Below are 22,638 nucleotides of genomic sequence, written 5' to 3'. Positions count from 1 at the left end.
CGGTAGGTCTCGACGAGTACCGGACGGTAGAGCTGGGGGACGACGGCGGCGGCCGTCGTCCCCCAGCTCGGTCGTCCCCCAGCTCGGTCGTCCGACGGCTCAGTCGGTGGACGGCTCGTCGGGGAGCGGGCGCGGATTCAGCGGCCGGGTCGCGGGCCCCTGGAGCACCTGGCCGTCCACGTCGAAGCGCGAGCCGTGGCAGGGGCACTCCCAGACGTGCTCGGCGTCGTTGAAGGCGACCTGGCAGCCGAGGTGGGTGCAGGTGGCGGAGAGGCAGTGCAGGCCGCCGGTCCGGTCGCGGTAGACGGCGAGGGAGTGGCCGTCCCGCCGGAGCACGGCCCCGGCCCCGGGAGCGATCGCGGCGGGACCGGCCACCTCGGGGACGCGCAGGCGGTCCCCGACGAAGTGCCGGACCACCGAGAGCTGGCTCCGGGCGATCGACGGCCCCTCGCGCAGCGGGTGCAGCCGCCGGGGGTCGTACAGGTCCTTCCACGGAGGCGGGTCGTCCCCGCAGATCAGGGCCGTCAGCAGGCGGCCCGACATCACCCCGTTGGTCATGCCCCAGCCCGCGAAGCCGGTGGCCACGTAGACGTGCCGGGCCCCGAGGTGGAACAGTCCGACGTACGGCAGACCGTCGCTGCTCCCGTTGTCCTGGGCGGCCCAGCGGTACCTGAGCTCGGCTCGCGGGAAGGCCGAGTGTGCCCAGGCGGCGAGCCGGGCGTACCGTTCCCGCACCCCGCCGTCGCCGGGGTGGAAGGTCTCGCCGGTGACGATCAGCAGTCGGCGGTCGTCGTCGTACGGGGCGGTCCGGACCGAGTGGGTGCCCTCCTCGGACGTGACGTACATCCCGCCCGGGTCGTCCTGGAGCGGGATCGGACCGGCCACCACGAGCTCCCGGCGGGGCACCAGCCGGCCGAAGAGCAGCGCGCGGTCGAAGACCGGGTAGTGGGTGGCCACCACCACGTCCCGGGCCCGCACCACGGCACCCGACTCGGTCTCCACCCGGCACGGCTGCCCCTCCCGCAGGCCGACCGCCCTGGTGTGCTCGAAGACCCGGCAGCCCCGACCGGTCAGGTCCGCCAGCAGGGCGAGCAGGAACCGGCGCGGATGGAACTGCGCCTGGTCCTCCACCCGTACCGCGCCGGCCAGCGGGAAGGGCGCCGGGCTCTCGGTGACGTAGGAGGCCGGCAGACCGGCCTCCGCAGCGGCCCGCGCCTCCGCCCGGATTTCGTCGAGGTGGCCCGGGTCCGCCGTGTAGCCGAAGGCCGGTACCCGCTCCAGGTCGCAGTCGATCTCCAGCTCCCTGACCAGCTCCCTGACCCGTTCGATCGCGCCCTGCTGGGCCTGTGCGTGCAGCCGCGCCGCGCCGGGGCCGAAGGTCTCGCGGACGCGGTGGTGGAGCAGGCCGTGCAGCGAGGACACCTTGGCGGTGGTGAAGCCGGTGACACCGTGGGCCACCGGCCCTGCGTCGATCAGCACCACCCGTCTCCCGGCCCTGGTCAGCTCCCAGGCGGTGCAGATGCCGACGATGCCGGCACCGATCACGGCGACGTCGGCCTCGACTTCGCCGCTCAGCGGCTCGTACGAGGTGAGGGCACTGGTACCGATCCAGTACGAGGTGGTCGGCTCGGGGATCGCGTTCATGCCGGGCGTCTGCCCTCGGGCCGCCCGGCCACACACGGCGGCAGGGCGGTCACCAGCCGGCGATCCGGGCGATCATGAAGAGCACCACCGAGAGCACCAGCAGACCGACCACCGCCAGTGGCCAGCTGCCCCAGGCGCGACTCAGCTCCGGTGGTTCGGGGACGGAAATCCCGGCGGTGGTGCTGCTCTCGCCGGGCGGTGTGTCCTCGGGCGGTGCCCCGGCGTGGTCCCGCAGGACGGCCAGTGCGCCGGAGAGATCGAGCTCGGTGGTGGCGGTGCCCAGCTCGGTGAGGCGGGCGAAGCTCAGGCTGCCGTCGTGGGAGAACACCGCCGTCAGCGAGGTGTCCCGCAGGGTCAGCAGCAGTCGCTCGGTGGCCCGTTCGTGCTCGGGCAGCTGCCACTGCGCCCGCCAGCCGTACAGGCTGGCCTGTTCGAGCAGGAGGGCCTGGTCCCTGCTCGTCGGTACGGCGGGTTCGGCGTCGTTCACGGTGACCGCCTCCTCTCGTGGTCGGTCCCCGACCGTATGTCGCGCCTGCCCGGCCGGGCGGCTCTCACTCCTCCCGGGCCGGCCCGGCTTCGGCCGGTAGCGGGTAGGCGTCCGGATCCACCGGCCCCGGCAGGCCGACGGCCGGTGCGGCGGGTGAGCGGGGATCGGGGAGCCCCGGCCGGTCCGGCGCGGCGGGCAGGTCCCGGAAGGAGACTCCCGGCGGCGGTGGCCACCGGCAGGCAGGGACCCGTCACTGCTCTTCTGCGCGTTCATGAGGGACCCGGCCCTCTTCGTCCTGGTACAGGAACGCCCCGCCCGCAGCGACGCGCTCAACCCCTTCGTCCGGCACACGGCGTCCGCCGTGTTCCACCTGCCGCCCGTCACGGCGTCCGGGTTCTCGCTCGACGCCGGGCTGTCCGTCAACTGACGGGTCCAGGAGGGCGAACCGCCCCGAGGAGCGGCAGCGCGCCCACCGGGGCCACCCTGACCGTCGAGCCGGTGTGCGGAGCGTGCACCATCAGACCGTGGCCCACGTACATGGCCACGTGGGAGGCCCCGGCGAAGTAGATGACCAGGTCACCCGGCACCAGCTCGGCGAGCGGGACGCGGGGCAGCCGGGCCCACTGTTCCTCGCTGGTCCTCGGAATGGCCGTCCCCGCCGCCGCCCAGGCCCGGGAGGTCAGGCCGGAGCAGTCGAAGGCGTCCGGACCCTCGCCGCCCCACAGGTAGGGCCTGCCCAGTTGGGCGAGGGCGAAGGAGACCGCCGCCCGCGCGGCCGGGGACGGCGTCCGGTCGGTGGCGCTCAACCGCCCCGAGGCCACCAGCTCCTGCTGGCGCAGGTCGGACGAGACCGCCTCCCGCCGGTCGAGTTCGGCCAGCTGACCCTCGGTCAGCGCGGCGAGCTCCGCCTGCGCGGCCCGCTCCCGTTCGACCGCGAGGTCACGGGCCTGCTGCGCGGCCTGCCGGGCCTGGTCCGCCCGGTCCGCGGTCAGCTGCGCGGAGTCCTTGAGCTCGGACGCGCGGGAGCGCGCCGCGCGGACCTCCCCCACGACCTCGCTCACCGTGCGCGCCCGCGTGCGGTCCTTCGAGGCGTTGTCGAGCGCCTGGCCGGGGTGGTCCGAGAACAGCACGCGCAGGAATCCGGTCACTCTGGAGTGGCTGTACTGCTCGGCCGCCAGCCGGGCGGCCATGGCCTCCGCCTCGTCCACCCGGAGCTCCTGGTCCCGGAGTTCGCCGAGCACGGCCGAGAGCTCCCGGTCCCGGGCGGCGGCCTCGGCGTTCTGCTGGAGCCAGGACTGTTCGGCGGCCTCCGCCGTCCGGTGCAGTTCCTCCACCTTCAGCAGCAGGACGGAGAGGTCGTCGTCCCCGGCCGGATCCGCTGCGGCGGGACGGGCCCCCGACCACAGGGCGCAGCAGAGGAGGACGGTGCAGCACGCTCGCCGGGACCATGGTCCGAATACCGTAGACATATGAGCAGCACCATGCCAAGGCCGGGCGAGCGCGCCGGGCAGGGTCGCCGTTTCCCGCAGGATTACCGCCCGTTCGGCCCCACCCCCGCTGCTGCTCGCTGTCGGCCAACCGACTGAAAACGACGGCTCTCCGGGGCGATTCGCCCGAGGGGGCGCCGGGTGCGCGGGGTTGGTCGGGAGAATGCGCCGGTGGCCACTGGAAGGAAGGAGAGCCCGTTGACGTCGTCCGTGCTCTCGGCCGTCCGGGCCCGGCCCGCGACCACGACGGCCGGCCTGGTCGGTCTTGTCGTGTCCGGTGTCCTGCTGGCGCTTCTCACCGACAGCGCCGCCGTGAGCCGGCCCGTCACCACGGACGAGGCCGCCCAGCTGGCGCTGTCCCGGCTGACGACCTACGAGTCCAGCCCCGCACTGGTCGAGATCACCGTGCCGAGCGGCAGTGCCCGCACCCGGGTGCACGGACTCGTGGACTTCCGGACCCACCACGCCGTCGGCAGCTACGCCACGGACGGCGCCGGCACCGGGGGCATGATCGCCTGGGACCAGGGCGGTCTCGGGGTCGCGCCGGACCGGCAGCCCGCCGACCCGGGCCCGGCCGGGCTCGCGCACACGGCGGAGGGGATGCCGGGACCGGACTGGTCACCCCGGGCCTACACCGGCGACCCGTTCGACACCGCGCTGCACCTGACGATGGCCCTCGCGGCGGACCGCCCCGACAACCCCCAGCTGCTCGCCCAGTCCGGCGCCCGCAAGCTGCGCGACGAAGTCCTGGAAGGGCACGCGTACGGCGTCTTCTCCGGACCGCTGCCCCGGGGGAGCGAGACGGCCGAGTCGCACCTCACCTACTGGGTGGACGGCGACGGCAACCTCGGGCGCGTCGAGCTCCGCACAGCGGCCGGCGGGCAGCCGATCACGGTCGAACTCAAGGGCCGTCGCCTCGACACCCAGGTGCCGCAAGCCCCGTGGGGCCGGTGACAGGTCCTAGAAGACTGATGAAGATCTTGGTGTGATCCGGGCTGCCTCCGTCAGGCGGTGGCCTGGATTTGCCAGGTCGTGCCGTTGTGGGTGAGCCCGAGGTTGATGAGGGTTCGCAGGTTGAGTGCGGCGGCACGGGTGTGGAGCCAGGACTGGTTCTTGATCGTGCCGGTGTGTCGGAGTCGTCGGTTGCCGTGGGCGACGAGCCAGGCGACGGCGCGTTCGACGGGTGGCCGCCAGCGGCGGTAGGCGGCCTGCCAGTCGGGGTCGGTGGCAGCGCGGTGGCGGGCGGCTGCGAGCAGGTCGTGGTGCGGGCGGATGGTGACGATCCGCCCGGCCTTGGCGGTGCTGCACCGTTCACGCAGTGGGCAGCCGATGCACTGATCGGTGAACTGTGCCTTCCGCTGCGACTTCTGCCCGGACGGCTCGGCCAGGGGGACGGTGTGGGCGGCCGGGCAGGTCACCGTGCCGCCGGTGGTGTCGATGGCGAAGTCGTCGAGGCTGAACCCGCCCGGGACGGCGGTCCTCAGCGGGGCGGGCTTGAGGAACAGCCGGTGCCCGGCCTGCTGCAACGCCTGGCGGGTGGGGCCGGTGGAGTAGGCGGTGTCACCGAAAGCGTCCACGGGCTCGTTCTCGTCGGCGAGCAGATCGACGGCGACGGTGGCCTCGTGGTGCTCACTGCCGCTCCCGGGGGTGAGGGCGACCGCGGTGAACAGGCCGGTTTCGGGCTCGACGGCGAGGTGGGCCTTGTATCCGTCCTGGTAGTGGCTGCGGGTCTTGTGGACGTGCCGGGTGTCGGGGTCGACGGTGGAGACGATCCGGTCCGGGGCGGTCCCTTGGGAGATGCGCCAGCGGCCGTCGCGGCCGTCGGAGTCGTCGGCGGGTTCGACGTCCTGTCCGGCGACCAGGGCCAGCAGACCGACCGCGTTCGCGGCCTTCTCGCCGAGCTGCTGGTCGGGCATGTGGCCCAGCAACCTGAGTGCGTCGCCGACCAGCGCATCGACCAGGTCCGCCCGGGCCTGCTGATCGTTCCAGGCGACGCGGGGCTTGCCCGGATCGCGGTAGTCGTGCGCGGTGCAGTGAACCGCGGCGACCGCATCGGCGCCGGGGACCTCGCGGATCACCGCGCGGACGGCGGAGATGATCTGGGTGACGGTGTCCTGGGTGGCGACCGCGTCGTCCAGCACGGTGGAATCCAGCGCCCTTCGGTGGCGGCCCTTCAGCACACCGGTCGCCTTCACGACCTCCCGCACCGCCTCGAAGACCCGGTCCGGCCGAGCCGAGCGGGCCAGCCGCCGGCGGAAGTAGGCCAGCAGCGACGAGTCGAACGCGGTGTCGTGCAGGCCCAGCCCGCAGGCGGCCTTCCACCGCAGGTCGCACCGCAGTTCCTGCACGGTCTCGAAGTCCGACAGGCCGTGCAGGGCCTGCAGCGTGATCGCCGCGGCCAGGATCTGCGGCGGCATGCTCGGGCGGCCGTTCGCCGACGGGTACATGTCCGCGAACATCCCGGCCGGGAACAGCCGGGCCCGGTGCTCGGCCAGGAACGCGAACACACTCCCTACGGGGATCAACTCCCGGCAGGTCTCCCACACGTCCGGCCCGACCGTCTCCCCGGCCCATTCCCCCATCGCCACAAAACGAGTCTGGCCCCACCACTCACACGACGGGGCCAGAACCCAACATCTTCATCAGTCTTCTAGCCGGCCGCTCCCGGTGCCACGGCCGCCGGAGGCACGGGGGCGGGCACGGCGGCCGACCGCTGGGGGCGGGTCCGCAGGTAGGTCAGGGCGGCCTGGAGTGCGACGGCGCCCTCGCCGACCGCCGAGCCCACCCGCTTGACGGAGCCGGCCCGTACGTCACCGGCGGCGAACACCCCGGGCACGCTGGTCTCCATCAGGAACGGGTCACGCTCCTCGGGCCAGGGCCGGGGCAGCCGGTCCGCCGACTCGTGCACGGCCTGCCGTACGTCCGTGCCGGTGAGCAGGAACCCGGCGTCGTCGCGGGCGCAGACGTCCGCCAGCCAGGCGCCGGCCGGCACCGAGCCGATCAGGACGTGCAGCAGGGAGGCGGGCACCTCCTCCACCGCGCCGGTGACGGTGTCCCGCAGCCGGAGCCCGGTCAGCCGGGTGGTGCCCAGGGTCTCGACCACCTCGGTCTGGGTGCGGAGTTCGACCCGGCCGTTCTCCTCGATGCGGTCGAGCAGGTAGGCGGACATCGCCTTCGGGCGGCGGGAGGTGTCGCGGACCAACAGGGTGACCGAGTCGGCGTGTTCGGCGAAGTGCAGGGCGGCCTGGCCTGCCGAGTTGCCCGCGCCGATCATGTAGACGTGCCGGCCCCTCGAGGCCCGGGCCTCGCTGAGGCAGGAGCCGAAGTAGACGCCCGCGCCGGTCAGCCGTTCGACTCCCGGTACGGGCAGGGTCCGCCACTGCATGCCGGTGGCCACCAGCACCGCCCGGGCGCTGATCCGGGAGCCGTCGTCGAAGTGCACCGTGTGCCCGTCCGGGCCGGGCACCAGCGCCGTGGCGACGCGGGTCGACACCCACTCGACGCCCATCCGGCGGGCCTGGGTCAGGGCCCGCTGGGCGAGTTCGCTCCCGGTCAGCCCCGCCGGGAAACCGAGGTAGTTCTCGATCCGGGAGGTCGAACCGGCCTGTCCGCCCGGCGCGTCGTCCTCCACCAGCAGGACGTCCAGGTTCTCGCAGGCGCCGTACACCGCACCGGCCAGGCCGGCCGGGCCGCCGCCGACCACGATCAGGTCGTAGTGCGTCCGGCTCGCGGGGCGGCTCAGACCGAGCTCCAGGGCCAGCAGGCTCAGACCCGGATCGGTGAGCCGCCGACCGTCCGCCAGCACGACGGTCACTGACCCACCGTCAGCGGCAGCGTCGTCCCCGGTGCCGCGCGCGGCGTCAGGCTCGGTGTCGACGAAGGTGAACGGCACGGCGTTGCGGGTGAGGAAGTCCCGGATCCGGTACGCCGGGGCGGAGTACAGCGAGCCGACCACGGACACCGCGCTCGTGGCGCCCTTCCGGCGGCTCAACTTCCAGTCCAGCAGCAGCTCGTCCACCACCGGCAGCACCTCGGCCTCCCACTGCTCCGGCCCGTCGGGCAGGGCCAGCGCGCGGACCGGGAGCCCGACCCTGTGCTGCTCCCCGGAGAGCAGCAGCAGACCGCCGGCCGACGGGCACAGCGCGCTGACCGCTTCCAACGCCTCCACCCCGTCCGCGTCGGTGAGGTGCTCCGTCGTGACGGCCAGCGCCAGGCCACCGCCCTGCGCCTGGCCGGTACCGTCCGCCACCAGCTGGACCGCCTCGCCGAGGCTCGCCACCGTCCGTACCCGGTAGCGGGAGTCGTAGCGGACCCGCAGTGCGTCCGCCAGGTCCTCCCGCAGGGCCGGATCGGCCGAGGCGACCAGGACGGTGGGCCGGGGGCGGGAACTGCTGCTGGTCATGGTTCTCCTTGTGACCCGAAACGCTGATTCCGGAGCGGTGCTTCGGGTCGACCGCCCCTCCGACCAACGAGCGCGGATCCGGACCGTTTCTGTTCGGCGCCGATCTTCACGCCCCCGGGGCCGCAGGCATGGTGCGCCTGCACACGACGGCGCGGCGAAGGGTGGATCTCCGGGCCATTACCCGCCTCCGGAGGCGCCCCGCATGATGCACGTCATCTCCTTCCCCCACCCAGGAGGCCCCCATGACTCGTCCGCCGAGCACTCCCGACCCGCGATCCGCCCTCCGCCGCCGGATCGCCGCCACGGCGGGCGCCCTCGCCCTCGCCGCCGGCCTGCTCACCGCCGGCGCGCCGCTGGCCACCGCCGCCGGTCTCACCCAGGTCACCGGCTTCGGGTCCAACCCGGGCAGCCTCGCCATGTACGAGTACGCGCCAGCCGGCCTGCCCACCGGCGCGCCGCTGGTGGTCGCCCTGCACGGCTGCGTGCAGAGCGCCTCGGACTACCACTCCCACTCCGGTTGGGCCCAGTTCGCCGACCAGTACGGCTTCGCGGTGGTGTACCCGCAGACCAACTCGGCCAACAACGCGCTCAGTTGCTTCCGCTGGTTCGACCCGGCCCAGAGCAGCAGGGGCGGCGGCGAGGCGCTCTCCGTCAAGCAGATGGTGGACAAGGCGGTCGCGCAGTACGGCAGCGACACCCACCGGATCTACGTCACCGGCCTGTCGGCGGGCGGCGGCCAGGCCGCCAACCTGCTGGCCGACTACCCCGACGTGTTCGCCGGCGGCTCGATCGCCTCCGGCCTCCCCGCCCAGTGCGCCACCAGCCAGAGCGCCGCGTCCGGCTGCCAGAACAACGACCAGCACCTGACCCCGGCCCAGTGGGGCGCCAAGGTCCGCAGTTCGTACCCCGGTTACGGCGGGCCCTACCCGCGGGTGGCGATCTGGCAGGGCACCGGCGACTCCACGGTCAAGCCGGTCAACGCCACCGAGCTGCGCGACCAGTGGACCGACGTCCGGGGCATCCCGCAGACCGCCTCCAGTACCCGGTCGCTCCCCGGCGGCACCACCCTGAGCGTCTACGACGACGCCACCGGCAGGCCCGCCGTGGAGCTGTACTCGATCGCCGGCCTGGGCCACGGCCTGGCCGTCGACCCGGGCTCCGGCACCGGCCAGTGCGGCTCGGCCGGGAGCTACTTCCTCGACTCCATCTGCTCCACCTACTACACCGCCGCGTTCTGGGGCCTCGGCGGCCCCGTTGACGGAGGCGGCACCACCGGGCTGCCCGCCCCGACCGGCCTGGCGGTCACCGGCAGCACCGACACCTCGGTTGCGCTCAGCTGGTCCGCCGTCACCGGCGCCGCCTCGTACCGGATCTACCGGAACGGAGCCGTCGTCGGTGCCCCCAGCGCTACCGCCTACACCGACACCGGCCTGACCAGCGGGACGGCCTACTCCTACACCGTGGCCGCCGTGGACGCGGCCGGTACCGTCGGCGCCGCCTCCGGCGCGGTCACCGCGACCACCACCGGTCAGGCCGCCCAGTGCTTCACCACCGACAACTACCACCAGGTCGCCGCCGGCCGGGCCCACACCGGCGGCGGCTACACCTACGCCAACGGCTCCGACCAGAGCATGGGCCTGTACAACGTCTTCACCACCCACACCCTCCGGGAGACGTCCGCCGGCTACTACGTGCTGGCCGACGGCGGCTGCTGACGGCGCGGCACCTGACACCTCGTCCTGCTGCGCTCAGGGCCTGTCCGGGGCCCGGTCCGTGAAACCATTCCGCCGGTTCGCGCGTGTACACAGCGAGGAACGTGGAGGGAACGCAGATGAACAGGCTGGGCAGGGTCCTGATGGCGGGGATCGGTGGCGGTGTGCTGATGTGCACGGCGGCGTGCAGTGGCAGTACCGGGTCCGGCGGTGACGGTGCAGTGAAGGCGAGCGCCGCGTCGTCCGCCGCCCGGATCAGCGTGGAGCCGGCCAACGGCGCCACCGAGGTCAAACCGGGCAGTGGGCTGAAGGTCTCGGTGGCGGACGGCAAGCTGACCAAGGTCACGGTCGCGGACCAGACCGGCAAGCAGGTCCCGGGCGCCCTGCTCCCGGACGGTAGCGGCTGGGCCCCGTCGGCGGGCCTGGCGGTCTCCTCCCGGTACACGGTGCACGCGGAGGCGGCCGACGCCAAGGGCACGGCGACCGCCACCGACAGCTCCTTCGCGACGCTCACCCCCGCCAAGGAGGCCGGTCCCCACGACAACATCGCCGACGGCTCCACCTACGGCGTCGGCATGATCGTCCGGCTGGAGTTCAAGGAGGACGTCAAGGACCGGGCGGCCGTCGAGAAGGCGGTCTCCTTCGAGACCTCGGACGGCGCCCCGGTCAAGGGCCACTGGTTCAACAACCGCTGGATCGACTTCCGCCCGGAGACGTTCTGGAAGTCCGGCAGCAAGGTCACCGTCCACTACCGGCTGAAGAGCGTCGAGGTCGCACCGGGCGTCTACGGGGGGATCGACAGCGACCAGACCTTCACGGTCGGCCGCGACAAGCGCAGCACCGTCGACGCGGCGACCCACCAGATGACCGTCGAGAAGGACGGCCACGTCGTCGAGACCATCCCGATCAGCACCGGTGCCACCACGCCGAAGTCGTGGAACGCCTACAACGGCATCATGGCCGTCATGGAGCGGAAGGAGTCCGAGGTGATGGACTCCACCACCGTCCCCGGGCTCGAGGGCGACGCCTACAAGCACCCCGTCCCGCACTCGCTGCGCCTGACCTCGTCGGGCACGTACGTGCACGGCAACAACTGGTCCGACCCGAGCGTGTTCGGCCATGAGAACGTCAGCCACGGCTGCGTCGGCCTCCAGGACGCCGTGGGCGACAAGGGTGACCCGAACTCCCCGGCCGGCAAGTTCTTCGCCGACTCCATCGTCGGAGACGTCGTGACCATCAAGAACTCGGTCGGCGGACCGGTCGAGGCCTCGAACGGCTACAGCGGCTGGAACGTCCCCTGGAGCAACTGGTAGGAACGCCGCGGCCGGGCAGGTGAGGACCGGGGTCCCCCGCTGCCCGGCCGGAGCGCGGCCCGCTTCCCGGGTGCCGGGGTGTCAGAGCTTGAACAGCGCCGTGTACGGCTGGGTGATGCGTTCCTGCCGCGATCCGAAGTCGACCAGCACCGCGATGGCGCTGTCACCCTCGACGCCGATGGCCCGGCCGAGGCCGTACCGGTCGTGGCTGACCCGGTCGCCGACGGCGAAGCGCTTGAGCGGTGCCTCGGCCCGGACTTTGAAGGGGCTGGTGGGCAGGTGCCGCCGGACTGCTGCTTTCGTCATTCCCTCAGTATGCGCCGGATTCCGGGGGAGCAGGGTCGCGCGGAGGTCTCGAATTCGCATGTGCGGGTTTCGAATCACCCCCTTCACTTTTCCCTGCGGTCACCGGTGGGGCCCGGTGGTGGGCCCTTGACCGGGCCGGGGTCGTCCGCGCCGCGCCGATCCGAAACCGCCGATGCGGCGGGGCCATCGGAGGACATGCCTGGTCACAGACGTGCGGCGGCGGGCCAGGAGGGGGCTCCGACGGCAGCGGGGAAGAAATATCTCACCGCGGCGGCGGGGAGCCTGCTAGAGTCTCCTTAGTTGCAGTAGTGGTTCCCATGAACTTTGTGTGCGCCTGCTGATGTATCGCAGGCGCATTTTGTTTTCCCGGCTCTTCCCCGGGGTGGGTCATCATCGCGGCACTCGGGGTTCGCATGGTGCGGACTCCGGAAGGCCCCTTGAAGGAGATTTTTTTATGGCTAATGGCACTGTGAAGTGGTTCAACGCGGAAAAGGGCTTCGGCTTCATCGAGCAGGAGGGTGGCGGTCCTGACGTGTTCGCCCACTACTCGAACATCAACGCCAACGGCTTCCGTGAGCTGCTCGAGGGCCAGAAGGTCGAGTTCGACGTCACGCAGGGCCAGAAGGGCCCGCAGGCCGAGAACATTCGTCCGCTGTAGTTTTTCTGCCGAGGCACTCGCCTGGCAGCGAGGGGCCCGCACCGCGTACACGCCCGGTGCGGGCCCCTCGCCATCGCGCCACCACGCACCACCCCCGGCCGTTGAGGCCCCCTGGCTCCGCCACCGGCAGCCATCCCCACGCGAGACGCACAGCGCCGCGTCAGGATCGGCGCCCTGCCGTGACAACTCACGGTTCGAGGCTCCTCGTTCCCGCCCTCCGCGGTGAGCGTCGACCACAGGTGACGTGCCGCACGGTTCTACCGTCCACGCTCCGCCCCGTCATACTTTCGGCCCGTTCCCTTGCGGTCTCTGCCGGCGCCCCGCGCTGCGGAGCCTTCCTCGTGACGTGCCGCCCTGAGGAAGGTCTCCCGCATGAACCGTTCCAGTCGCTCCTCCTCGTACCAGAACGCCAACTCCCGCTCCCGCTCCTCGTCGAGCTCCAGCTCCTTCTACGGCGACCGGCCGACCGGTGGTGGGCGCTCCTCCGGTCGTAGTGGCCGTCAGAGTTCCTCCCCGCAGGGCGAGTTCGCGATGCCGGTGAGCACCACCCCCGCGCTGCCGGCCGTCGAGTCCTTCGAGGAGCTGGACATGCCGAAGGCGCTGCTGGCCGTGCTGGCCCGACAGGGTGTCACCTCGCCGTTCCCGATCCAGGCCGCGACGCTGCCCAACTCGCTGGCAGGACGCGACGTCCTCGGCCGGGGCCGTACCGGCTCCGGCAAGACCATCGCGTTCGGCCTCGCGGTGCTGGCCCGCACCGCCGGCCAGCGGGCCGAACCCCGCCGCCCGCTGGCCCTGATCCTGGTGCCCACCCGCGAGCTGGCGCAGCAGGTCACCGAGGCGCTGACCCCGTACGCCCACGCGGTGCGCCTGCGGATGGCCACCGTGGTCGGCGGGATGTCGATCGGCCGGCAGGCGCAGGCGCTGAACCGTGGGGCGGAGATCGTCGTCGCCACCCCCGGCCGGCTCAAGGACCTGATCCAGCGCGGTGACTGCCAGCTGGACGGCGTCGGCATCACGGTGCTGGACGAGGCCGACCAGATGGCCGACATGGGCTTCCTGCCGCAGGTCACCGAGCTGCTCCAGCAGGTCGCCGAGGGCTGCCAGACGATGCTGTTCTCGGCCACCCTGGACCGCAACGTCGACCGCCTGGTGCGGACCTTCCTCAAGGATCCGGTCACCCATTCGGTGGACCCGTCCGCCGGAGCGGTCAGCACGATGGAGCACCACCTGCTGCACGTCCAGAACAGCGACAAGAACGCCACGATCGCCCACATCGCCTCCCGTGACGGCGGAGTGATCATGTTCATCGACACCAAGCACGGCGCCGACCGCCTGGTGCTGGACCTGCTCGCGAACGGCGTGAAGGCCGCGGCCCTGCACGGCGGCAAGTCCCAGCCGGAGCGCACCCGCACCCTGGAGCAGTTCCGCAACGGGCAGGTGACCGCGCTGATCGCCACCAACGTGGCGGCCCGCGGCATCCACGTCGACGGGCTCGACCTGGTGGTCAACCTGGCTCCGCCGAGCGACCACAAGGACTACCTGCACCGGGCCGGCCGCACCGCGCGGGCCGGCGAGTCCGGCACCGTGGTCACGCTGGTGCTGCCGAACCAGCGCCGCGAGATGGCCCGGATGATGACCACCGCCGCCATCACCCCGCAGTCCACCCGGGTGCACTCCACCGACGAGGAGCTGGCCCGGATCACCGGTGCCCGGGTCCCCACCGGCATCCCCACCGTGATCGCCGCCCCCGTCGTCGAGCGGCCGAGCCGCAGCGGCTCCACCAGTCGTAACCGGGGCCGCCGCAGCCGTCCGGCCTACGCGGGCCGCAACCGCCAGGCCGGCAGCACCCCGCGCAGCACGGCTCCCGAGCGCGTCGCTCTCGCCGCGTAGGCCCCTACCGGGCCAAGGCCCGGTACGCCGGAGGGCCGGCCCGCACCGCGGGCCGGCCCCGATCGCCGCCGGACCCGGCGGAAGCGACCCGAAGGAGACCGTCCATGACCCTCGCCCTCGAACACACCACGGCCACCGCCACGGTCGGCGACTTCATGCACCACCCGGAGCTCCAGGTCGGCGACGACGTCATGGCCGACATGGCGATGGACATCATGCAGAGCTCCGGCGCCCACCACCTGCTGGTCCGGGGCGAGGACGGCCGCTGCGCCGGGCTGCTGACCCGCCTGCACCTCGCCCCGTTCCAGGCCCGGTCCTGGTACACCGAGCGCACTCCGGTACGCGACATCGTCCTGGACCGCGCCCCGTTCGCCACCGCCGACATGCCCGCCGCCGAGGCGGCCGCCACCATGCGTTCGCGCGGTCTGGACACCTGGCCGGTGGTGGATCCGGACGGCCACGCCATCGGCCTCCTGGCGTTCACGGCACCTCTCGCGGTGCTCGCCACCCACCAGGCGTACGCCGCGTAGCCGTCGCGGGACTGACCGCCTGACCGCGAGGTCCTCCTCACGGAGCCCGGACGGACGCCCCCGGCTGACGCTGCGCCAGGGCCGCCCGGCGGGCGACGGTCAGTCCCACTGCTGGTCGGCGAGCGAGGCGACCGGCTGCGGCTTGCCGATGACGGCGAGCGCGATGAAGAAGCTGATCTGGCCGATCGCGACCGTCAGGGTGGCCAGCGCCTTGCTGTCGTAGTGCTCGGCGACCTCCGTGTACAGCTCGTCGGTGACCCGCTCGCGCCCGTGCGGGGCCGGCTGGAGGGTGGCCTCGACCAGCGCGAGCGCGGCGCGTTCGGCGGTGGTGAAGTACGGGGCGTCCTGCCAGGAGGAGACGGCGGTGATGCGCTCCTCGGTCTCACCGGCCTTGCGCAGGAACGCGGTGTTCAGGACGGTCAGGTAGGTGTTGTTGACGATCTGTCCGGCCCGCAGGTGGATCAGGTTGATCGTGGTGCGCGGCACGGAGCGGTTGCCCGTGGCCTTGAAGAGGGCGGCGCTGACGTCCGCGAGCTCGGGGATGAACTCGCCGGGGTTGAGCATCCGGGAGATCGGGTTCTTCGTCATGGTTGCTCCTTCGGTCGGCCGGTTCGGCATCCTTCACAGCACCGACGGACGGGCTCCCGAAGATGTGACAGGACCCGGCCGTTCTGCCGAGGGGTGCCCTGGCGGTGGGGCGCGGAGGGGCAGGGCGGATACTCGGTGATCGTCGCGGTACCGAGGGGTACCGGTGTTGCCCTGTCAGCCGGGGCGGGTGAAAGGAATTGTCGGGGCATGGACGAGGCGAGCGAACCGGTGCTGGTGGAGTGCGAGGCGGAACATCCCGCCGAGCTCGCGGTGCCGGAGGTGGTGGAGAACCCCGCGCTGCGGGCGCTGCCGACCAAGGGCCTGGCCGGGTGGCTGCTGCGGCACCGGGTGCAACCGGTCGGCCCGGCGGCGGGCGAGGGGCACGCGCAGCCGCACGCCTGGTGGAAGGTGATGTGCCTGACGGGCGTCGACTACTTCTCCAGCCTCGCGTACGTTCCGGCGATCGCCGCGCTGGCCGCCGGGGCGGTGTCGCCGCTGGCGACGCTGGTGATCGTGGCGCTGACCCTGCTGGGGATGCTGCCGATGTACCGGCGGGTGGCCCGGGAGAGCCCGCACGGCGCGGGGTCGGTGGCGATGCTGGAGGACCTGCTGCCGTTCTGGCGCGGCAAGCTGTTCGTCCTGGTGCTGCTCGGCTTCGTGGCCACGTCGTGGATCATCACGATCACGCTCTCGGCGGCGGACGCGTCGGTGCACGTGGTGGAGAACCCGCTCTTCCCGCAGGCTCTGCACGGCCACGAAGTGGCCATCACCGTGGGGCTGTTGCTGCTGCTGGGTGGAGTGTTCCTGCTCGGTTTCAGCGAGGCGGTCAGCGTGGCGATCCCGTTGGTCGCAGTGTTCCTGCTCCTCAACGCGGTGACCATCGGCGTCGGTCTGGTGGACGTCTTCACCACGCCGGGGGCCTGGTCGGCGTGGACACACGCGCTCTCCGAGGGCGGCGGTGGTTTCGGTGACCTCGTGGGCCCGGCCCTGCTGGCCTTCCCGCTGCTGGTGCTCGGCCTGTCGGGATTCGAGACCGGCGTGAGCATGATGCCGCTCATCGCCTCGGACGGCGCCGACGCCGAGCAGCGGCTCGCCTCGCGGATCCGCAACGCCCGGCGGCTGCTGACCACCGCAGCCCTCATCATGAGCGTCTACCTGCTCGCCGCCAGCTTCGTCACCACCGTCCTGATCCCGCACCGGGAGTTCGAGGCGGGCGGCGCGGCCAACGGCCGGGCGCTGGCCTGGCTGGCCCACGAGCACGTGGGCCAGGCGTTCGGCACGGTCTACGACGTCAGCACCATCCTGATCCTCTGGTTCGCGGGTGCCTCGGCGATGGCCGGCCTGGTCAACATCGTCCCCCGCTACCTGCCCGACTACGGCATGGCGCCCGAGTGGGGACGGGCCGTGCGCCCGGTCGTCCTGGTGTACACCGCGCTCTGCATCGTCATCACGATCGCCTTCGACGCCGACGTCAACGCCCAGGCGGGCGCCTACGCCACCGGCATCCTGGCCATGATGGTCTCCGGCGCGTTCGCGGTCACGGTCTCGGCCCTGCGCCGCCACCGACGGGCCGCGACCGCGGGCTTCGCCACGCTGACCGCGATCCTGCTCTACGCGCTGATAGCCAACATCGTCGACAAGCCCGACGGCATCACCATCTCCGGGATGTTCATCGCGGGCATCATCCTGGTGTCGCTCATCTCGCGCGTCTCGCGCACCACCGAACTGCGCGCCGACCGCCTGGTGTTCGACCCGGAGGCCCGCCGGTTCATCACCGACACCCTGGCCTACGACGACGCGATCAACATCATCGCCAACCGCCGCCAGGCCGGCGACCGGGCCGAGTACTCCGAGAAGGAGGCCGAGCAGCGCGGCAACAACCCGGTGCCCGGGCGCGCCGACGTGCTGTTCCTGGAGATCGACGTGGTCGACCCCTCCGACTTCAGCGAGACCCTCACCGTCCACGGTGTCGAGGTCGACGGCCATCGCGTGCTGCGCGCGGAGGCGCCGGCCGCGCCGAACGCCATCGCCGCGATCCTGCTCGCCCTGCGCGACACCACCGGCGTCCAGCCGCACTGCTACTTCGCCTGGGCCGAGGGCAGCCCCCTGAAGCACATGTTCCGGTACTTCCTGCTGGGCCGCGGTGACACCGCACCCGTCACCCGCGAGATCATCCGCAAGAACGAGCCGGACCCGGCCCGCCGGCCCGGCATCCACGTCGGCGGCTGACCGGCGGGATCGGCCGGGAGCGCCTCAACTGCGCAGGTGCGAGGCGCCGTTGAGGTCGAGGATGGTGCCCGAGGACCACTCGGCGGCGGGGGAGGCGAGCCAGAGCACCGCGGCCGCGATCTCCTCCGCCGAGCCCACCCGGCCGAACGGGCTCTGCGACCGGATGCCCTCGCCCTCGGGGCCCTCCAGCCGGGACGCGACCCGTTCCGTGGCGAAGAAGCCGGGCGCGACCGAGGCGACGGCGATCCCGTACGGGGCGAGGGAGACCGCGAGCGACTGCCCCAGGGCGTGCACGGCGGCCTTCGTCGCCCCGTACGCCGGATGGTCGGGCTCACCCCGGAAGGCGCCCCGGGAACCGATGTTGACGATCCGGCCGCCGCTGCCCTGGTCGATCATCCGCCGCGCCGCGAGATGGCTCAGGCTGGCGGTGGCCAGCAGGTTCACCGCCACGTGCCGCTGCCATACCGACACCCACTCCTCGTACGGGGTCTCCGCCAAGGGGTGCCGGGTGTTCACCGCCGCGTTGTTGACCAGCACGTCGATCCCGCCGAGCGCCTCGGCCGCCGTGTCCACCACGGCGGCCGCCCGCGCCGGATCCGCCAGGTCGCCGCCCACCAGGGTGTGGCCGGTGCCGGCGAGGCCGTCAAGGGTGGCACGGGCCTCCTCCTCGCGCGAGCCGAAGTGGACGGCCACCCGGTCGCCGTTGGCCGCGAACGCCTGCGCCACCGCGCGCCCGAGGCCCCGTGACGCGCCGCTGACCAGTACGCGTCGGCCCGATGCGGACAGGTTCATGGGGTGTGCCTCTCTGTTGGTGCGACGACCGGAGGATTCTGCTGGACCGGGACGCGGAGCGCAGCCGAATACCGGGGACCACCGCCAGCGACGGTCGTCCGGCCTCCCGCTCGCAGGTCTGCGACCTGCGGTTCCACCCGTACTGCCGACGCCGAGAAAAGATCTCTCGGTCCCTCTTGCCAGTGCCTGGCGATATGCGCTATATGGGCAACATGTACTGATTGGCGGCGCACGAGCGCCGGCGCCTTGCCCGGACCGGGCCCGCGCAAGGAGGTTGCACCATGGACCTCAAGATCACTTTCCAGCAGCTGGAGGGCTGGTCGGTTGCGCACGTGGAGGGCGAGCTCGACATCGCCACCACCGATGAACTGCGCCGGCGCCTGACCGACGCGCTGTCGGCCGTCGACGGCGGGGTCCGCCTGGTCGTCGATCTGACCCGGCTCGACTTCTGTGACGCCAGCGGCCTGGGCGCCTTGCTGGCGGCTCGGGAGACCGCCGAGCGGCTGGGTGCGAAGGTGCGCCTGGCGATCACGGAGGGGCGCGTCCTCCGGGTGATCCGGCTGACGCAGCTGGACCGCGTCCTGCCCGTCTACCCGACGGTACGCGCCGCCGTCAGCGCAACGGACGCCGAGGTGGATGCTCTGTCGTTCTCCGGATGACGTCCGGGTTGTCATCTGATGGACGACGTGTTAGAACGGATCCGGAGGTAGCACTTCTGTCCTGATGTGGAGGTGTTCGCGATGCTGATGCGCACCGACCCGTTCCGTGAACTGGACCGTCTGACGCACCAGTTCCTGGGATCGACCGGTACGTGGTCGCGTCCGACCCCGATGCCGCTGGATGCCTACCGGACCGGCGACGAGTACGTGATCTCCTTCGACCTGCCGGGTGTCGACCCGGAGGCGATCGACATCGACGTCGAGCGGAACATGCTGACCGTCAAGGCCGAGCGCCGTCCCCGCCATGAGAGCGAGGAGGTGAAGTGGGAGCTGTCCGAGCGCCCGCTCGGTGTCTTCTCCCGCCAGGTCATGCTGTCGGACATCCTCGATCCCGAGGGGATCAGTGCCGACTACGACACCGGAGTGCTCACGCTGCGCATCCCGGTCGCCGAGAAGGCCAAGCCCCGCAAGGTCGCGATCAGCCGGAGCGACAGCCGCAAGCAGATCCAGGCCTGACCGCCACCGGAACACCGGTCCGCGCCGCCCCCCGGGCGGCGCGGCACGCCCTCACCCCGCAGCCTGCGGCCGCCCGGGCCCTGCCGCCGTCGGTCGGCCCGGACGAAGGAGTTCGGTCGTGACTCTTCGATGGGACACGTTCCTGGAGGAAGTCCGGGAACGCGGCGAATACGACACGCAGGAGGAGGCCGAGCGGGCGGCCCGGGTGGTGCTGGGCCTGCTCGGCGCCCACCTGATCGGCGACGTGCGCACCGACCTCGCCGCCCGACTGCCCGAGACCCTCGCCCTGATCCTGCTCAACCCGCTGCAGGCCGCCGAACCGCTCAGCTCCGAGCGCTTCGTCCGCGCCACGGCCGCCTGGATCGATGGCGCCACCGAACAGACCGCCCTGTGGGACATCGGCGCCGTCCTGAGCACGGTGGCGGACGCCGCCGGTGACGACCTGACCGAGCGCATCCTGCTGCAACTCCCGCCCGGCTACGACCTGCTGTTCGGCCGCCCGCAGGCCGGCCAACGCCCGTGAGCCATGTGCGGGCCGTCGAGCCCCAGTGGGTCAGGCGGCCGCACTGCCCGCCCGCCACCTGCGTCGCGGCGGATGGAGCGGGGGAGTGGGCAGCCCCTCCTGCGTACGCAGCCCGGCCAGGAGCTCCCGCACGGTCTCCTCGGCGGTTCGGGCCGGGCTCCACCCCAGCTCCTCGCGGGCCCGGGTGGTGTCCAGCAGCGGAAGCCGCAGCACCGCGTCGAACAGGTGCGGCGACGCGGGGACGGCCCGCAGGTGCCAGGCGGCGGCCAGCAGCGCGCGCGGCGGTCCGACCGGCAGGTGGACGGAGCGGACGCCGAGGAGTTCGGCCAGCAGGTGGGCGTCCACCGGCGGTTCGGCCGCCAGGTTGAACGCACCCCGGACCGGGCGCAGGACGGCCCGCCGGTAGGCGTCGGCGGCGTCGGAGGCGTGCAGCACCTGGACCCGCAGACCCGGCAGGTCGGGCACCCTCGGCAGGAGCTTCGGCGACACGGCCGTGCGCGGCGGCACGAACCCGGCGAAGATCCGGCTCTGCTCGGCGGCGGCCTCCCGTTTGAAGATGAAGGCGGGCCGCATCCGGACCACCCGGAGCCCCGGATGCTCGTGCTCGAAGCCGTCCAGCACGCGTTCCAGGTACGCCTTCTCCCGGCAGTACGCCGCGTCCGGCCAGCCGTGGGTGGGCCAGGACTCGTTCACCGCCTGGTCCTTCGGATGGCCCTCCGGGCCGGGGGAGTACGCCCCCACCGAGGAGGCGTGCACCAGGGCGGGGACACCGGCCGCCGCCGCGGCGCGGAAGACCCGGATGCTGCCGAGCACGTTGGTCCGCCAGGTGACGACCGGATCGTGCGTCGGCCCGAACCGCCAGGCCAGGTGGACGACGGCGTCGGCGCCGTCGAAGTGCGCGGTCAGGTCCGCTTCACAGATGTCGGCGGCGGCCCAGGTGGTCTTCGGTGCGGACCACTCCGGCACGCGGCGGGCCAGCCCGAGGACCGATCCGATCGCCGGATCGCGGCCGAGCGCCTCCACCACACTGGTGCCGACATTGCCGGTGGCCCCGCTGACGACCACGCGCAGGCCGGTCGAGCTGCTCGAACTGCCGTCGGTCATGGCTTCCTCCAGGTGGCTTCGGTCGAGCCCGCCCCCACGGCCGCGTGTGCCCGGGTCGGCCGCGCTTCATGCCAGGACGGGAGCCGGGGAGCCAAAAGGGGTCCAGTCATGAAGCCGCAGGCATGAGGCGGCAGCTCCCCGGCACCGGGACGGCGCAGTTCGCCGCCGTGCGGTGGGTCGAGCCCGACGGCACCCACGTCTCGGTGCGCGGCGCCCTCGATCTCGACAACGCGTCGCGGCTGCGCCGGGCCCTGCTGTCGGCGCTCCGTGCGACCGGGCGCGCTCCAGGTCGATGTCCGAGGCGTCCTTTGTCATGGCATCCGGCATCCCTGTTCTCCTCCGTCGACCGGTTGGTGTTTCCGACTCGTGCCGCGCGGCCGGGGTTCCGTGCTCGGCGTAGGGTCGGTGGCGGAGTCGGCGCAGCGCGCCACGGCGTGCGCTGCGCACTGCGGAGGTGGCCGGATGAGCGTCGAGGTTCCGGGCGGAGAGCCGCCGCAGGGCGTCGGTGACGCGGTGCTGGGCGGGGTGCTCGCCGGGGTGTTGGAGGCGTCGCACCGGGTCGCACCGGGAGAGGTTCCCGCCCTGGTACGGAACGCGGCGCGGGCGCTGGGTCTGGTGGAGGCGGAGGCGTACCTCGCCGACGTCCAGCAGCGGATGCTGGTGCCGCTGCCCGATGCGGAGCTGCGGCGGCCGCCCGGCGCGCTGGACGTGGACGGCACGCTGGCCGGCCGCGCCTACCGGACGCGGAGCGTCGAGACGGCCGTCGGGCCGCCCGGCGTGGGCTGGATCCCGATGGTCGACGGGATCGAGCGGATCGGGGTGCTGCGGGTCGGATCGTCGCTGCCCCCCGGGCCGCTGCCGGACCGGGCCCGGGCCCTGGCGTCCCTGATGACCCTGATCGTGGTGTCGAAGAGCGCGTTCAGCGACGTGTTCGTCCGCACCGTCCGGACCCGTCCGATGAGCCTGCAGTCGGAGTTGCTGCGGGCGTTCGTCCCACCAGGGAGCATCGGCACCCGGCACGTCACGTCCAGCGCCGCCCTGGAGCCCGCGTACGAGGTGGCGGGCGACGCCTTCGACCACAGCCTGGCCGAGGACGTCTTCCACCTGACGGTGGTCGACGCGATGGGTCACGACCTGGCATCCGGCGGGGCGGCTGCCGTCGCGCTCGCGGCCTGCCGCTCGACCCGCCGTGCGGACGGCACGCTCGCCGACATCGCGGAGGCGATCGACACCACGCTGAGCCGCTGGATCCCGGACCGGCTGCTGACCGCGGTGATCGCCGACCTCGACGCCACCACCGGACAGCTGGCCTGGGTCAACTGCGCCCATCCGCCGCCGCTGCTGATCCGCGGCGGCCGTGTGGTGCCCGGTGCCCTGGAGCGCCAGGCCCATCTACCGCTCGGCATCGGCGGGCGCCACCAGCCGGTGACCGTCCACCGGGCCCGGCTGCAGCCCGGGGACCGCGTGCTGGTCCACACCGACGGCGTCACCGAGGCCCGCTCTGCCACCGGCGACGTCTTCGGCGAGAAGCGCCTCATCGACACCGTCGTGCGCGCCACCGCCAGCGGCGAGCCGGCCCCCGAGGTCCTGCGCCGGCTGATGCACGCCCTGCTGGCCCACCGCGATCACGACTTGCGCGACGACGCCACCGTCATGCTGGTCGAATGGCACCCCGACCGCTGAGCGCGCCCGTGGACGGGTGACACCGGCGCTCTTCGGGGTGAAGACCGCGCTGCGGAGTTGACGCCGCCGAGGCGCAACGGCTCGCCTGTCGACCGGCCAGTCCCGGCGGCGGAGG

The 22,638-nt window shown here is 72.6% G+C and carries 21 protein-coding genes; 12 read left to right on the top strand and 9 right to left on the bottom strand.

Annotated features, from left to right (window positions below; genetic code table 11):
- Positions 1-99: 99 nt before the first annotated feature.
- Both ACKUU6_RS07845 and ACKUU6_RS07840 read right to left on the bottom strand, forming a co-directional pair.
- Positions 100-1,644 carry an FAD-dependent oxidoreductase gene (locus ACKUU6_RS07845; protein WP_407987741.1) on the bottom strand — a complete coding sequence of 515 codons (1,545 nt, stop codon included), beginning with the start codon at positions 1,642-1,644 and terminating at the stop codon, positions 100-102.
- 49 nt (positions 1,645-1,693) lie between these two features.
- Positions 1,694-2,131 carry a DUF6480 family protein gene (locus tag ACKUU6_RS07840; RefSeq protein ID WP_407987740.1) on the bottom strand — a complete coding sequence of 146 codons (438 nt, stop codon included), beginning with the start codon at positions 2,129-2,131 and terminating at the stop codon, positions 1,694-1,696.
- A 271-nt stretch (positions 2,132-2,402) separates the two neighbouring features.
- Between ACKUU6_RS07840 and ACKUU6_RS07835 the strand changes: the two genes are divergently transcribed.
- Positions 2,403-2,558, top strand: coding sequence for a hypothetical protein (locus ACKUU6_RS07835; RefSeq protein ID WP_407987739.1), 156 nt, complete (start codon positions 2,403-2,405; stop codon positions 2,556-2,558).
- On the opposite strand, the gene ACKUU6_RS07830 is transcribed toward ACKUU6_RS07835, so the two are convergent.
- Positions 2,551-3,600 (bottom strand): C40 family peptidase, encoded by a 1,050-nt coding sequence (locus tag ACKUU6_RS07830; protein WP_407987738.1) that lies wholly within the window; start codon positions 3,598-3,600, stop codon positions 2,551-2,553. The genes ACKUU6_RS07835 and ACKUU6_RS07830 overlap by 8 nt on opposite strands.
- A gap of 216 nt (positions 3,601-3,816) precedes the next feature.
- Between ACKUU6_RS07830 and ACKUU6_RS07825 the strand changes: the two genes are divergently transcribed.
- The gene (locus ACKUU6_RS07825) at positions 3,817-4,572 is read left to right on the top strand and encodes a hypothetical protein (RefSeq protein WP_407987737.1); all 756 of its coding nucleotides are present in this window, start codon (positions 3,817-3,819) and stop codon (positions 4,570-4,572) included.
- Positions 4,573-4,622: 50 nt separating this feature from the next.
- Here ACKUU6_RS07825 and ACKUU6_RS07820 read toward each other — a convergent pair whose 3' ends face one another.
- Together ACKUU6_RS07820 and ACKUU6_RS07815 are read right to left on the bottom strand one after the other, a co-directional pair.
- On the bottom strand, positions 4,623-6,200 hold the full coding sequence (locus ACKUU6_RS07820) for an IS1182 family transposase (RefSeq protein WP_407992022.1): 1,578 nt from the start codon (positions 6,198-6,200) through the stop codon (positions 4,623-4,625).
- Between the two features lie 68 nt (positions 6,201-6,268).
- A complete protein-coding gene (locus ACKUU6_RS07815) occupies positions 6,269-8,020 on the bottom strand; it encodes an FAD-dependent oxidoreductase (protein WP_407987736.1) in 1,752 nt (583 codons plus the stop codon).
- 242 nt (positions 8,021-8,262) lie between these two features.
- Here ACKUU6_RS07815 and ACKUU6_RS07810 point away from each other — a divergent pair, with 242 nt between their 5' ends.
- Entirely contained in the window at positions 8,263-9,735 is a 1,473-nt protein-coding gene (locus ACKUU6_RS07810) for an alpha/beta hydrolase family esterase (RefSeq protein WP_407987735.1), read from the top strand.
- A 116-nt stretch (positions 9,736-9,851) separates the two neighbouring features.
- Positions 9,852-11,045, top strand: a complete 1,194-nt coding sequence (locus ACKUU6_RS07805; protein WP_407987734.1) for a L,D-transpeptidase — start codon at positions 9,852-9,854, stop codon at positions 11,043-11,045.
- Positions 11,046-11,126: 81 nt separating this feature from the next.
- Here ACKUU6_RS07805 and ACKUU6_RS07800 read toward each other — a convergent pair whose 3' ends face one another.
- On the bottom strand, positions 11,127-11,351 hold the full coding sequence (locus ACKUU6_RS07800; RefSeq protein ID WP_407987733.1) for a hypothetical protein: 225 nt from the start codon (positions 11,349-11,351) through the stop codon (positions 11,127-11,129).
- A gap of 454 nt (positions 11,352-11,805) precedes the next feature.
- Between ACKUU6_RS07800 and ACKUU6_RS07795 the strand changes: the two genes are divergently transcribed.
- From ACKUU6_RS07795 to ACKUU6_RS07785, 3 genes are all read left to right on the top strand, one after another.
- Positions 11,806-12,009 (top strand): cold-shock protein, encoded by a 204-nt coding sequence (locus tag ACKUU6_RS07795; RefSeq protein WP_030918248.1) that lies wholly within the window; start codon positions 11,806-11,808, stop codon positions 12,007-12,009.
- A gap of 372 nt (positions 12,010-12,381) precedes the next feature.
- Positions 12,382-13,899, top strand: coding sequence for a DEAD/DEAH box helicase (locus ACKUU6_RS07790; RefSeq protein ID WP_407987732.1), 1,518 nt, complete (start codon positions 12,382-12,384; stop codon positions 13,897-13,899).
- Positions 13,900-14,003: 104 nt separating this feature from the next.
- Positions 14,004-14,429: a CBS domain-containing protein gene (locus ACKUU6_RS07785; protein ID WP_407987731.1), complete on the top strand. Its 426-nt coding sequence runs from the start codon at positions 14,004-14,006 to the stop codon at positions 14,427-14,429.
- A gap of 99 nt (positions 14,430-14,528) precedes the next feature.
- On the opposite strand, the gene ACKUU6_RS07780 is transcribed toward ACKUU6_RS07785, so the two are convergent.
- Positions 14,529-15,017, bottom strand: coding sequence for a carboxymuconolactone decarboxylase family protein (locus ACKUU6_RS07780; protein WP_407987730.1), 489 nt, complete (start codon positions 15,015-15,017; stop codon positions 14,529-14,531).
- Positions 15,018-15,224: 207 nt separating this feature from the next.
- On the opposite strand from ACKUU6_RS07780, the gene ACKUU6_RS07775 reads away from it, so the two are divergent.
- Positions 15,225-17,246 carry an amino acid transporter gene (locus tag ACKUU6_RS07775; RefSeq protein ID WP_407987729.1) on the top strand — a complete coding sequence of 674 codons (2,022 nt, stop codon included), beginning with the start codon at positions 15,225-15,227 and terminating at the stop codon, positions 17,244-17,246.
- Positions 17,247-17,270: 24 nt separating this feature from the next.
- On the opposite strand, the gene ACKUU6_RS07770 is transcribed toward ACKUU6_RS07775, so the two are convergent.
- Positions 17,271-18,038, bottom strand: coding sequence for an SDR family NAD(P)-dependent oxidoreductase (locus ACKUU6_RS07770; protein WP_407987728.1), 768 nt, complete (start codon positions 18,036-18,038; stop codon positions 17,271-17,273).
- Positions 18,039-18,319: 281 nt separating this feature from the next.
- Here ACKUU6_RS07770 and ACKUU6_RS07765 point away from each other — a divergent pair, with 281 nt between their 5' ends.
- The 3 genes from ACKUU6_RS07765 (at position 18,320) to ACKUU6_RS07755 (ending at position 19,736) form a co-directional block, all read left to right on the top strand.
- Positions 18,320-18,697 (top strand): STAS domain-containing protein, encoded by a 378-nt coding sequence (locus ACKUU6_RS07765; protein ID WP_407987727.1) that lies wholly within the window; start codon positions 18,320-18,322, stop codon positions 18,695-18,697.
- Positions 18,698-18,778: 81 nt separating this feature from the next.
- Positions 18,779-19,213 carry an Hsp20/alpha crystallin family protein gene (locus ACKUU6_RS07760; RefSeq protein ID WP_407987726.1) on the top strand — a complete coding sequence of 145 codons (435 nt, stop codon included), beginning with the start codon at positions 18,779-18,781 and terminating at the stop codon, positions 19,211-19,213.
- 118 nt (positions 19,214-19,331) lie between these two features.
- The gene (locus ACKUU6_RS07755; protein ID WP_407987725.1) at positions 19,332-19,736 is read left to right on the top strand and encodes a DUF2267 domain-containing protein; all 405 of its coding nucleotides are present in this window, start codon (positions 19,332-19,334) and stop codon (positions 19,734-19,736) included.
- Between the two features lie 30 nt (positions 19,737-19,766).
- Here ACKUU6_RS07755 and ACKUU6_RS07750 read toward each other — a convergent pair whose 3' ends face one another.
- A complete protein-coding gene (locus ACKUU6_RS07750; protein ID WP_407987724.1) occupies positions 19,767-20,840 on the bottom strand; it encodes an NAD-dependent epimerase/dehydratase family protein in 1,074 nt (357 codons plus the stop codon).
- A gap of 462 nt (positions 20,841-21,302) precedes the next feature.
- Here ACKUU6_RS07750 and ACKUU6_RS07745 point away from each other — a divergent pair, with 462 nt between their 5' ends.
- Positions 21,303-22,523: a PP2C family protein-serine/threonine phosphatase gene (locus ACKUU6_RS07745; RefSeq protein ID WP_407987723.1), complete on the top strand. Its 1,221-nt coding sequence runs from the start codon at positions 21,303-21,305 to the stop codon at positions 22,521-22,523.
- Positions 22,524-22,638 lie beyond the last annotated feature (115 nt).

Origin of the sequence: Kitasatospora sp. CMC57 (genome assembly GCF_045866025.2) — a bacterium.
GTDB lineage: Bacteria > Actinomycetota > Actinomycetes > Streptomycetales > Streptomycetaceae > Kitasatospora.
This window is presented reverse-complemented; position numbering and strand designations above follow the sequence as displayed.